General features: G+C 65.2%; 11 protein-coding genes. 5 read left to right on the forward strand and 6 right to left on the reverse strand.

Annotated features, from left to right (window positions below; translation table 11 throughout):
* Positions 1-930: 930 nt before the first annotated feature.
* The 5 genes from VFB18_RS01095 to mepA all read right to left on the reverse strand — a co-directional run bounded on the left by VFB18_RS01095 (position 931) and on the right by mepA (position 5,771).
* Positions 931-1,314 carry a DUF202 domain-containing protein gene (locus VFB18_RS01095; RefSeq protein WP_324970431.1) on the reverse strand — a complete coding sequence of 128 codons (384 nt, stop codon included), beginning with the start codon at positions 1,312-1,314 and terminating at the stop codon, positions 931-933.
* Positions 1,315-1,604: 290 nt separating this feature from the next.
* The gene (locus VFB18_RS01100) at positions 1,605-3,398 is read right to left on the reverse strand and encodes a L,D-transpeptidase family protein (protein WP_324970432.1); all 1,794 of its coding nucleotides are present in this window, start codon (positions 3,396-3,398) and stop codon (positions 1,605-1,607) included.
* A gap of 139 nt (positions 3,399-3,537) precedes the next feature.
* On the reverse strand, positions 3,538-4,101 hold the full coding sequence (locus VFB18_RS01105) for a universal stress protein (protein WP_324970433.1): 564 nt from the start codon (positions 4,099-4,101) through the stop codon (positions 3,538-3,540).
* A 15-nt stretch (positions 4,102-4,116) separates the two neighbouring features.
* The gene (locus VFB18_RS01110) at positions 4,117-4,512 is read right to left on the reverse strand and encodes a DUF2237 domain-containing protein (RefSeq protein WP_324970441.1); all 396 of its coding nucleotides are present in this window, start codon (positions 4,510-4,512) and stop codon (positions 4,117-4,119) included.
* A gap of 68 nt (positions 4,513-4,580) precedes the next feature.
* Positions 4,581-5,771, reverse strand: coding sequence for a penicillin-insensitive murein endopeptidase (gene mepA / locus VFB18_RS01115; protein ID WP_324970434.1), 1,191 nt, complete (start codon positions 5,769-5,771; stop codon positions 4,581-4,583).
* A gap of 255 nt (positions 5,772-6,026) precedes the next feature.
* Between mepA and VFB18_RS01120 the strand changes: the two genes are divergently transcribed.
* Together VFB18_RS01120 and VFB18_RS01125 are read left to right on the forward strand one after the other, a co-directional pair.
* A complete protein-coding gene (locus tag VFB18_RS01120) occupies positions 6,027-6,452 on the forward strand; it encodes a L,D-transpeptidase (protein ID WP_324970435.1) in 426 nt (141 codons plus the stop codon).
* A gap of 16 nt (positions 6,453-6,468) precedes the next feature.
* A complete protein-coding gene (locus tag VFB18_RS01125) occupies positions 6,469-6,648 on the forward strand; it encodes a DUF1328 domain-containing protein (RefSeq protein WP_324970436.1) in 180 nt (59 codons plus the stop codon).
* 10 nt (positions 6,649-6,658) lie between these two features.
* Here VFB18_RS01125 and VFB18_RS01130 read toward each other — a convergent pair whose 3' ends face one another.
* On the reverse strand, positions 6,659-7,828 hold the full coding sequence (locus VFB18_RS01130) for an alpha/beta fold hydrolase (protein WP_324970437.1): 1,170 nt from the start codon (positions 7,826-7,828) through the stop codon (positions 6,659-6,661).
* Positions 7,829-8,001: 173 nt separating this feature from the next.
* On the opposite strand from VFB18_RS01130, the gene VFB18_RS01135 reads away from it, so the two are divergent.
* The 3 genes from VFB18_RS01135 to VFB18_RS01145 all read left to right on the forward strand — a co-directional run.
* Complete coding sequence (locus VFB18_RS01135) at positions 8,002-9,141, forward strand: class I SAM-dependent methyltransferase (RefSeq protein WP_324970438.1); 1,140 nt, start codon at positions 8,002-8,004, stop codon at positions 9,139-9,141.
* Positions 9,142-9,242: 101 nt separating this feature from the next.
* Entirely contained in the window at positions 9,243-9,974 is a 732-nt protein-coding gene (locus VFB18_RS01140) for a carbonic anhydrase (protein ID WP_324970439.1), read from the forward strand.
* Between the two features lie 275 nt (positions 9,975-10,249).
* Positions 10,250-11,163 (forward strand): choloylglycine hydrolase family protein (locus VFB18_RS01145; protein ID WP_324970440.1); only part of this gene is annotated, 914 nt, incomplete at its 3' end.

Raw genomic sequence — 11,163 nt, forward strand, 5'->3', positions numbered from 1 at the left:
GCATGACCAGCAAAGATTTGGGGCAAGCATAAGACAAGACTCCTCTCCCTTTGCGGAGAGCGGGGAGCCTGTTGCGGCGCTCTGGAAAGAGCCGCGGGCATTTCGGCACGATTCAGCGCCTCGCCGCCAAGGCGTGAGGTCATGTCAAAGAGCCGTCGGGTGGGCGAAGCCCACCGTTTCAAAGAGCCGTCGGGTGGGCGAAGCCCACCCTACCCCCATGCTTGCCCTCGGGCTTGACCCGAGGGAGGGGGTGGCGCGCCGAAAAGCGCAAACCTATGGTGTCCGCGCTTCCTTTTGGGAAGCGCGGCGGGCGCCTTTCGGCGCGCCAGCAAGCGCTCTTTTGAGTGCGCTACCGCGCCTTGCGCTACTTGAGCGCATGGCGCAGCTTCCGCGCCCTTCGAGCGCATGCTCATTTTGCGGCGATTTGGCGAACACCGGGCCTCGCTTCTTGTTTGGCCCCCGCCGGCCGCCGCGAGGCAGGCTGGCCGGAGCCAATCCATCAGCCAGCTCCTGGCAGGGACTCGTAGTGGTCCCGGGAGGAGCCCCAATGTCCGCCCGAGTGCCCATGCTGCGTGCATGAACCCGCGGGGCGCCGCCCCCCGTCCCGCGTTCAAGACGCCTCATGAGCGCGCCCCTCAACTGGACGAGGTGGGCCGAGTTTACCGCCGTCTTGGAGGGCGGGGATAAGGCTCGCTCAGGCCGCGTCGAGCCGCGCAGCCTCGGCCTCGATCGCGGCGCGGAAGCGCGCGGCTTCGGGGATCGGGGACAAAGGCTTGTCGCGGGGCGAGCGCGTCCCCGAACAGGTCTGGCTGGCTACTGCGCGTCACCCTCTGATGATGCACCCGCTCGAGGCGACAAAGCGAGGGGCGACAGCGTCGCTATCCTCGGCCATGACGAACCAAAGAGAGACCCAGGGTCGAAACCCGCCCCTCACGCGAACACGAGATATGCGCTCAAGGCCACGAGCAGCGCGGCGAGGATGACGCCGAAGGCGAGGTCGGGGAGGATGCCCGGCGCATGCACCGCCGTGTCGTCGAGGAGCCGCCCGGTGCGCACGAAGCGGACCGTGGCGCCGAGGATGACGAGGATGCCGACGGCGATGAAGGCGTGGCCCGCGCCGAAACCGAACGGACCCGAATAGCGCTCGAGCTCCGCGCGGGCCTCTTCGCCCGGCCCCGTGCCGGCGAGCAGGGTGAGCGCGAACAGGTCGAACTTCTCGATCACGAAGCCGAAGGCGATGACGGCGATCCCGGTGCGGAGCCAGGCAAGGAAGGTCCGCTCGTTGGCGGCGTGGTCGGCATAGTCGCGGATCATTGGCTCCTCCTCCGATGCTCGAAGCGCTGAAGGACTATGCGTGCCGGGGCGGGGAGAGCAAGGGGGAGGGGCTGGAACCGAAGTGCGCTGCGTGCGTTCCGGTCCTGAACGGTGCTGCGGACTGTCTCCCGCCCGCAGATCGGACCCCGCCGCACATGGAAAAGCCCCGGAATATTGCTCCGGGGCTTTTTTGCTGCGCTGCTTGAGCGCGGTTTATCTTGATGCGCTATCGCTGCGCTGCTTGAGCGCGGGCTATTTAACGCGCTACCGCTCCGCTGCTTGAGCGCGGGTTAGAACCCGAACAGGGCGCGGGTGAAGTCGTTCTCGAAGGCTTCGCGCTTCCGCCGCATGCCCGGCCGCGGCGTCCATTGGCCGGCGACCACGTCCGGCTCGCTCGCCTCCGGCTCCTCGTAATAGACGGGCTTGCCGTTGAGCGCGGCCGCCATGCGCGCGTCGTGGCCGTAGATGTCGTTGAAGGTCGAGATCGAGCCGTCGTCGTTCACCTTCAAGGTGAAGTAGGTGATGTAGACCGGGATGTGCGTCTTGAGCTGGACGTGATTGTCGTCCCTCTGCAACGCCTCCTCGATATTGGCCTGCGACCAGCCCTGATCGTGATGCAGGATCAGCAGCGCAAGCTGCTGCGGGTTCTGCACCCGCATGCAGCCGTGGCTCTCGGCGCGCACGGTTTGCGCGAACAGATTCTTCTGCGTGGTGTCGTGCATGTAGACGTCATGCTTGTTGGGGAACAGGAATTTCACCGTCCCGAGCACGTTGGTCGGCCCCGGCGGCTGCACCAGGTCGAAATTGCGCAGGTCGTTCCGGCTCCAGTCGATCGAGTCGGGATCGACGTCGCGCCCGCCCAGTTTGACGCGCAAGCCGTGGCGCTGGAGGATCGAGGTGTCCCAGCCGCCGAAGAAGCCGCCGCCTCCCCCGAAATAGGGCGCGATCTCCTGCATCTTGATCGAGGTCGGCACGTTCCAATAGGGGTTGAACACGATCTCTTCCATCTCGTCGGAGATCACCGGCGTCTGGTGGTCGGGCTTGCCGGTCACCACGCGGGTGGAGTGGACCACCTTGTCGTCCTCGACCACGCGCAGCATGAACTCCGGGATGTTGACCGTCACGTAATAGGGCCCGAGATCGTGCGGCAGCCAGCGCCAGCGCTCCATGTTGACGAGGATCTGCTGGATGCGCTGCGAGTTCGACACCGGACGCTGCTGCGGCGCTTGCGGGTTGTTGAGGATGCGCCGCGTGCCGGCGCCCACCACGCCGTCGGGCGCCATGCCGTGGGCGAGCTGGAACTGCCTGACCGCGTTGTACACGGCCTTGTCGAACAGCCTCTCGTCGGCGCCCGCTTCAGCCGGAACCTCGAGCCGCTTGCGCAGCAAGACGACCTGATCGTCGGCCACGCCGAACTTGAGCACCGGCCCGTCGGGAATGACCACCACGTCGGGCTTCGGCGCCTCGGCCGCCGTCCCGCCGCCGCGGAGCTCGATCAGCTTCTGCCTGAGCAGCTCGAATTGCGGCTGGTCGGGCTGGAAGCTGCGCAAGTACGCGCCCGCGTCCGACCTGATGGCAATCGAGCCCAACACCTCGGCAGGGTTGGGGAGCATCAGCGTGGGATCGAGATTTTCGCCGCTGATGCGCTGCGGATTGATGCGGCCGCCGCGCGCATCCGCCGTATAGTCGAGCACGGCGTAGCTCAGCTTCGCCTCGGCCTCGGCGAGCCAGTCGGCGGCCTTGGCATCGAGCGGGTTGAATTGCTCCGGCTTGGGAAGGTCGTAATCCGAGGCCCTGAGACCGTAATCGTCGGCCTTGGCGATTTCCGCGATGGCCGACTTGGCGCGCGCGTTGAGCCCGTTCTCGTCGACCCACAAGAGCTTCTGATCCGGCACCGAATAATAGTCGAGGAGCGCCACCTGCTCGGACTTCCGCCCCGCAGGCTTCTCGGCGATCTTGCCTTGAACGGCGATGCGCAGCGCCTCTGACTGGTTGATGAGGTCGGAAGGACCGTCGGGCTCGGCCGCATAGGCGGGAAGGCTCAGGCACCAAGCCGCGATCAGTCCCAAAAAGATTGGCCTCATGATCCGTTCCCTCTCACGGTCGAGCCGGCTGCCCCCGAAAATCATGCTAACCGATTTAGAGCGCAAAACGGCTCAAATTTTGGCGAATTGACAGTTGCCTGCCACTGTTGCCGGAAGGGCACTGAATCGGCCCTTTTCCTCAGGCGAGCGCCAGGATTTCCTCGATACTGAGGTGGCCGGGGACGAAGGTGATCGGCACCGGGAAGGTGCCGACATGGCCCCCGCCGGCAAGGGTTGTGACGAGTTGCCCCGGGCCGGCCGGGTCCTTGGAGGCGCCGAGCACGAGCACGCCGATATCCTGGTCCTCTTCGACGAGCTTCATGATCTCCTCCGCCTTGCCGCCTTCGCGCACGATCTCCTCGGGCACCACGTCCTCGAAGCCCATCGCCTTCAGCTTGCGCCCGAACAGGCGGAACACCGCGCGCGCCTTGTTGTGCCCTTCCTCGCGCGCCACCTCCTCGATGCCGAGCCAATGCTGGAATTCGACCCCGGGCTCGATGACGTAGAGGAGCGCAAGCTGGCCGTGGGTGCGCTTCACCCGCGAGGCGGCGAACGCGAGCGCGCTCTCGCATTCCGGCGTCTCATCGACCACAACGAGGAACTTGCGCTTGTGCCCCTCGGCGAACATCTCGCGCTTCTTGCGCGGCTTGGCCGGCGCATGAGCGGGCGCTTTGGTCTCTTCAGCCGCTTTCTTCTTGGCCATGGCTATAGTGCGCCGTCAGGCGAGATCGATGGCGTAGCGCTTCAAATCGTTGAGGGCGACGACCTTGAGCGTCGCCTCGTGGGTGGCGGCGAGAATGACTTTCGGCGCTCTCCCGGCCTCGAACGCTTCGCGCCAGCGCGCCGCGCACAGGCACCAGCGGTCGCCGGGCTTCAGCCCCGGAAAGTCGAGATCGGGCTGCGGCGTCGACAGGTCGTTGCCGCGCGCCTTGGAGAAGGCGAGGAAGTCGGCCGTCACCTCGACGCAGACGGTGTGCAGCCCGACATCCTGAGGCCCGGTATGGCAGCAGCCGGTGCGGAAGAAGCCCGTCATCGGCCGTTCGGAGCAGCTCTTCAGCGGCTCGCCATAGACATTCTTTTGGCCTTCGAGGGGGTTCGTTCGCCGCTCCTGCATGGTGAACGATATTGCCCGATCAGGCACCGCCCGTGAAGCCTTGCCGAGCGGATTTGGGCGGCGATGCTTCAGCGGACGGGATTGCGGTCGGGCAGCGGCATGCCGGGCGGATCGGCGGCATCGGCCGTCGTCGCGGCTTTGGCGGTCTTGTCGTTCTTGGCCTCGGTCAACGCCTTGAGCTGCTCAGCGGTGAGCAGCGGAATCGGCGGCCCGGCATCCTTGGCCGCTATGGCCTTCAGCACGGATTCTGGCCGGTCGTCGCCGAGCGCGGGCGGCACGAATCCCCCGGCGGTCAGCACGGTCGCGCACTCCTTCGGCAGTTGCGCCATGGTGAGCGGCGGCTTGCCGGTCCACGGCTTGCCGCTCGGCGGCGGGGCCTCAGCCGCGGCGATCGCCGCCTTCTTCAGCATGGCGTACCAATTGGTAAGCTCCTGGCCGCAGCCGTCGTCGCCCGAGACGTCCTTCTGGTTCTCGCAACTGTCCCAGCCCGCGGGGCATTTGAGCCGCACGTGGAAATGATAGTGATGGTTCCACCACGGCCTCACCTTGCCGAGCCATGCCGTATCCGTGCCGAGCTCTTTGGCGTGCTCGCAGAGGGCCTTCTTGATGGCCGGGTGCACGAAGATGCGCGCGACCTGCGGATAGGAGGCGGCGCGCTTGATCAGCTTCATCTGCATCGTCGTGAAAATCGCCGGATCGACGCTGAACGGATCCTTCAGCATCGAAACCGCCGTCATATCCTCGCGCTCCTCTGGGGTGAGGATGCGGTCCGGCATCGGCGTGAGCCAGATGTCTGCGTCGAGCCCGACCTGGTGGCTGGTATGGCCGTTCACCATGGGGCCGCCGCGCGGCTGCGACATGTCGCCGATCAGGAGCCCGGACCAGCCGTCGAAGGCGCGCGCATCGCTCGCCAGCCGCTCGAGATAGTCGAGCAGTTGCGGGGTGCCCCAATTGCGGTTGCGCGAGAGCCGCATCACCTGCCAATCGGGTCCGTTGATGGGAAGCGAGACGCCGCCGGCGAGGCATCCCTTGGCGTAGGAGCCGATCGAGCGCGTGGCAAGCGGAGCAGGCGTCGTCGCCGCCCCGAATAGGTCGCGTGCCGGCGGCTGTTTTGGCGGCGCGGGCTTCTTCGGGCCGGGCTTGGCGTCGGGCTTCGGCGGCACGGCCGTCGCGGCGGTCTTCGCGGGCTTGACCTGCTCGGCGGCGACAGCCCCACAGCACAATATCAGAATGAGGCCCAAGACCAGCCTTAGCATCATTCTCGACCACTTTCCCTCGAGGGCCGAAAGCACGCCCGGTCAACGTCGAACCCTAGCACAAATGATGGCGCCAAATTGACCCTGTCGAACAGGGGCTGGCGCGAGGACCGCAAACGGCGTGGCGCAATTGTCACCCCGTTCACGCTGCGTTCAGCCGTCAAATGGTAACAGTTTCCGCGATGGCTTGATTCGCCTGCGGCGCGGGGCGACAAGGTGAAGAGGCAGATCAAGATTCGCGCCTTCCCGGGGGGATCCATGCGACGCTCAGCGCTTCTGGCCGCGGTCTTCTGCCTCGTCCTTCTCGTTCCTTGCCTCGCCGAGGCCGGAATCGTCGCCAAGGTCAACATTTCGAGCCAGCGCATGAGCGTTTATGTCGACGGCATGCCGCGCTATATTTGGCTCGTCTCCACCGCACGGCCCGGCTACCGCACCCCGACCGGGACGTTTCGCCCGACCGCTGTGGTGCGCTACCACGCCTCGACCATCTATAGCGGCTCGCCGATGCCCTTTTCGATCTTCTTCCTGCGCGGCTATGCCATCCACGGCTCCTACGAGACGCGGTATCTCGGCCGTCCCGCCTCGCATGGCTGCATCAGGCTGCATCCGGCGAATGCGGCCGTGCTCTATTCGCTGGTGAAGCAATACGGCGCGGGCAACACGCTCATCGAGATCAGCTACTAGGCGAGCGGAGTCGGCCATGAGCCTGCTGAAATGGGCGCTGATCTGCCTCCTGATCTCGCTGGTCGCGGGCGCGCTCGGCTTCACCGGCCTCGCGCGCGGCGCCGCTCAGATCGCCAAGATCCTCTTCTTCCTCTTCCTCGTGATCTTCATCGTGATCGTTATCCTCGCGCTCTTCGCCAACCAGCTCGTGTTCTGATCCCTGCGCGTTACTCGCATACCGATGGTGCGGGCGCGCCCCTGAAGCGCTCAGTGATCCAGTTGAGGGCCTGTCCCACGCTGTCCTTGGCGGCGAAGGTGTGATTGACGCCGGGCAGCACGACATACTCGACCCGCGCCCCCTGCTTGCACAGCACCTCGCCGAACTGCTTGGTGATCTCGGGCCGCACCGTGGTATCGGCCGATCCTTGCGCGATGAAGACGGGCGCGCCGGCCGGAAGCTGGCCCGGCGTGTTCTTCTCCATGATCCCGCGCCAGGGTTCGATCTCGGTGGGATCGGCTTTCAGGAACGGCTCGCGGTTGAGCGGCTTCTCGGCGTTCTCGATGGCCGCGAATTCGGCGATCGATTCGATGCAGTCATGCGCCAACTGCTCGAACACCGGCATGGCATCGGCATCGACCAGGCTCGATGCCGGGTCGTGATAGAGATTGGACCACGAATAGAGCGCCATGGCCGTCAGTTCCTTGCCGGCCGGGCTCGATTTGTCGGCGTCGAACAGCTCGATAAGATAGGTGGCGGGCGCGGCGGCCGCGACGCCGACAAGCTTCAGGTCGGGCGCGTAGCTTGCGGCAAGCTCGCCGGTGAAGAGGGAGGCGTGGCCGCCCTGGCTGTGACCCCACACCGCGAACCGGTTCGAGGCGCCCGCGTCGGGCAGATCGCGCGCCGCGCGCACGCTGTCGAGCACGGCGCGGCCTTCGCTGACGCCGATGAGATAAGGGTGGATGCCCGGCGTTCCGAGGCCGGGATAGTCGGTCGCGACCACCACATAGCCGCGGGCGAGCATCTCGGAGAGGCCCCAGATGGTGCCGGCGAGATCGGGCATGAGCGAGGGCGCGCACGCCTCGACCACGCCGCTCGTGGGATGCGCCCAGGCGATGATGTCGCGTCCCCCCGGAGGCGGCGATCCCGGCGGGATGAAGATCGCGCCCGAGACCTCGATCGGCTCTCCTGAGAGTCCGGTCGAGCGGTAGAGAATGCGGAAGGCGGTGCCCCCGGCCCCGCTCGGGCCGCCGCCTTCGAGCGGCCAGACCCTGATGATCGATCCGGGCCCTTCATTGGCCGCCTTGGCGATTCCGCCGAGGCACAGGGCAAGGCAAAGGCAAAGGGCAAGGACGGCGAGTCCCATCAGGGACAGAAGACGGATTTCGACTTGGCGCATGCGCCTCCCCCGAATTTGATCGTAAGTGGACGGAACATAGCGGCATCTGGCGTCGCTTAGGCAACAGCTTCCCATTTCAATCTTGGGAATTCCGAGGCAAAATCGCCCGCGGACGCACGGCTTCGGCCGCTTCGGGGCCGGAGCCCTGCCTGGCAAGCCGGGGAAACAGAGACATGTCAACAGCGGCACGGACAATCGAGGCTTTGGTCAATCGCGTGGGAGGGGTTGCGGTGCCCTTCTCGGTCGAATTGCCCGACGGCGAGACGCGGCATGTGGGCGAAGGGAAACCCGAGTTCCACGTTGGCCTTCGCAACGAGAAAGCGCTCCGTGCGCTCCGCTCGCTCGATGAAGGCAACATTTCCGAGGCCTATCTCGCCGGCGACATCGACATCGAAGGCGACATGCTGAAGCCGTTCGCGTTGCGGGCCTCTCTCGATGATCGTCACCCGTTGGTCGCCGCTTGGCGCTTCATCGAGCCGCTCCTGTTCGGGCAGGTCTACACCAACAAGCGCGCGATCGCCTCCCATTACAACGCCGATCCGAACCTGTTCCTGAGCTTCCTCGATCCGGTTTTTCCGGCCTATAGCCAGGGCGTGTACGAAAATGAAGACGAGCCTCTGTCGAAGGCGCTGCAGCGGAAATTCGACTGGGCGCTCGAGCAATGCGGCATCGGCAAGGGCACACGCGTGCTTGAGATCGGCCCCGGCTGGGGCGCTTTCGCCGGACATGCCTTGCAAGCCGGCGCACGCTTTACCGGCATAACCAACTCGGAGGTTTCGCAGAGCTATTTGAAGGGCAAACTCGCCAATTTCGGCGACAATTTCGACATCGTCCTCACCGATTTCTACGACTATCAGCCGAAGGAGAAGTTCGACGCTATCGTCATCATGGGCGTGATCGAGCACCTGCCCGACTACGAGCGCGTCCTGAAGAAGTTCTCCGCGCTCTTGAAGCCGGGCGGAAGCGTCTTCCTCGACGGCAGCGCCTGGAAGAAAAAATACGAGCTGTCGACCTTCATGGTGCGGCACATCTATCCCGGCAACCACTCCTTCCTCGTGCTCGACGATTTCATCAACAAGCTGTTCAAGACGGATTTCGAGCTGATGGAGGTGCATAACGACCGCTGGAGCTACTTCCTCACCTTCCGCCAATGGGCGCGCAACCTCGACGCGCACCGCGATTACATCGTCAAAACCTTCGGCGAGTTCGAGTTTCGCAAGTTCCGCCTCTATCTTTGGGGGGCAACCTACGAGTTCCTTCACCGACACCTCGATTGCTACCGGCTGATCCTGAGGAAACCGGCGGCGGCTTAAGAGTGCGGCTTCAATCTTCGCCAATCATGTCTCGCGCGCGGGCTTGACCCGCGAGGCGTGGCGGGCGCGACACTTGCGCAAACCACCAGGAGGAGACAGCTATGTGCGAGAGATGCGAGCACAATGAGAACCGCCTGTCGCGGCGGCATGTGATGGCGGGCGGAGCGGCGCTTCTTGCCGCCAGTTCACTGCCGTGGGCCTTCGCCCGCGCCGATCAGCCCGTGTTGGCGGGACCGCCGCCGAACGCCATTCCGCCCGATGAGGCGCTCAATCGCCTGATGGCGGGCAACGCGCGCTATGCCGCCGGCGCGACCGAATGCAAGGACTATTCGCTCGACCGCGCCGAGCGCGTCGGCGCGCAATATCCGATCGTGGCGGTGCTGAGCTGTTCGGACAGCCGGGTGTCGCCCGAGCTGCTTTTCGAGCAAGGACCGGGCGACATCTTCGTGGTGCGGGTGGCCGGCAACTTCGTCAATCCCGACGGGCTCGCCAGCATGGAATATGCGGTCAAGATTCTCGGCGTGCCGCTCTTGATGGTGCTCGGCCACTCGAATTGCGGAGCCGTCTCGGCGGCGGTCAAGGTGGTGACCGAGCACGCCGAGCTGCCGGGCCACCTGCCGGAGCTCGTCCAATCCATCGAGCCCGCCGTCATCGCCGCCCACGACAAGCACACGCCCGACCTCGTCGCCGCCACCATCGACGAGAACGTGCGCCTCAACGTGAAGCGCCTGATCGACGACACGCCGATCATCTCCGATGCCCTTGCCGCCAAGAAAATCGCCGTCTCGGGCGGCGTGTACGACATCGCCACCGGAAAAGTTCGTCTCATCTGAGTCGATGAGGCCATGGAAGACGCGCTCGAGCGCTGGCAGTCGGAGAAGACGGCTTCCTATCTCGCAAACGCCGTCGCCGCCGCCGAACATGATCCCGGCTCTAGAGCCACCGGTGAGCCGGTCGCTGAGGATTTGCGAAAAATTTCCAACGGTTCCGGGAGTCCCCGTTAAGCACGAACGCACCGAAAGGCCGCGTGCTTAATGCGGATTTTACGTCTCTCCTCGACATTTGCGCGCCGGCCGCTGGGCAACCTCTCGAGGAGGAGATCAGACCCATGATCCGCAAAATCCTGACCGCAGCGTTGATCGTTGCCTTCGCCCAGGCCGCGAGCCCAGGCGTCGCCTGCACCGGCATCAGCCTCAAGGCGGCCGACGGCGCCGCGATCCGCGGGCGCACGCTCGAATTCGGCTTTCCCATGCAGTCGAAGGTGATCGTGATTCCCGCCGGCAAGGAGTTCAGCGGCACGCTCCCCGACGGAAGCAAAGGCCTCACCTATAAGAGCCGCTACGCCGTCGTCGGCGCAAACGCGCTTAACATGCCCGTCATCCTCGACGGCATCAACGATCAGGGGCTTTCGGTCGGCTTGTTCTATTTCCCGAATTACGCCAAGTACACCGAGGTGACGGCGGAGAACGCGAGCCATGCGCTTGCGCCTTACGAGTTCGGCCTATGGGCGCTCGCCAATTTCGCCACCGTCGATGAGGTGCGCGAGGCGGTGAAGTCGATCGTGCTGGTGCCGACGCCGGCGCCCGGCCTCGGCAGCGCGCAAGGCATGGTGCCCGGCACGCATTTCTTCCTTCAGGACAGGTCGGGCAAGTCGATCGCCGTCGAGCCGGTCGACGGCACCCTTAAAGTTCACGACGCGCCGCTCGGTGTGATGACCAACGCCCCGACCTACGACTGGCACATGATGAACCTCGCCAACTACATCAATCTGTCGGTGAAGGACATCAACGAGATCAAGCTCGGCCCGGAGACGGTCGCCGCCTTCGGCTCGGGCGCGGGTCTCCTTGGGCTCCCCGGCGACTTCACCCCGCCCTCGCGCTTCGTGCGCGCGGCGATCTTCAGCCAGTCGGCCGCGCCCAATGCGACGGCGAACGATGCCGTGCTCTCGGCCTTCCACATCTTGAACCAGTTCGACATCCCGAAAGGCGCGGTGGTGAACGCCGCCATCGGCGAGCCGACGCC

It is taken from the genome of Methyloceanibacter sp. (assembly GCF_035650995.1).
In the GTDB taxonomy this organism is placed as follows: domain Bacteria; phylum Pseudomonadota; class Alphaproteobacteria; order Rhizobiales; family Methyloligellaceae; genus Methyloceanibacter.

Coding starts and splice junctions, on each gene's coding strand:
- VFB18_RS01095 (WP_324970431.1), bottom strand. CDS start 1,314: ATGATCCGCGACTATGCCGACCACGCCGCCAACGAGCGGACCTTCCTT.
- VFB18_RS01135 (WP_324970438.1), top strand. CDS start 8,002: ATGTCAACAGCGGCACGGACAATCGAGGCTTTGGTCAATCGCGTGGGA.
- VFB18_RS01125 (WP_324970436.1), top strand. CDS start 6,469: ATGAGCCTGCTGAAATGGGCGCTGATCTGCCTCCTGATCTCGCTGGTC.
- VFB18_RS01110 (WP_324970441.1), bottom strand. CDS start 4,512: ATGCAGGAGCGGCGAACGAACCCCCTCGAAGGCCAAAAGAATGTCTAT.
- VFB18_RS01130 (WP_324970437.1), bottom strand. CDS start 7,828: ATGCGCCAAGTCGAAATCCGTCTTCTGTCCCTGATGGGACTCGCCGTC.
- VFB18_RS01120 (WP_324970435.1), top strand. CDS start 6,027: ATGCGACGCTCAGCGCTTCTGGCCGCGGTCTTCTGCCTCGTCCTTCTC.
- VFB18_RS01140 (WP_324970439.1), top strand. CDS start 9,243: ATGTGCGAGAGATGCGAGCACAATGAGAACCGCCTGTCGCGGCGGCAT.
- VFB18_RS01105 (WP_324970433.1), bottom strand. CDS start 4,101: ATGGCCAAGAAGAAAGCGGCTGAAGAGACCAAAGCGCCCGCTCATGCG.
- VFB18_RS01100 (WP_324970432.1), bottom strand. CDS start 3,398: ATGAGGCCAATCTTTTTGGGACTGATCGCGGCTTGGTGCCTGAGCCTT.
- mepA (WP_324970434.1), bottom strand. CDS start 5,771: ATGATGCTAAGGCTGGTCTTGGGCCTCATTCTGATATTGTGCTGTGGG.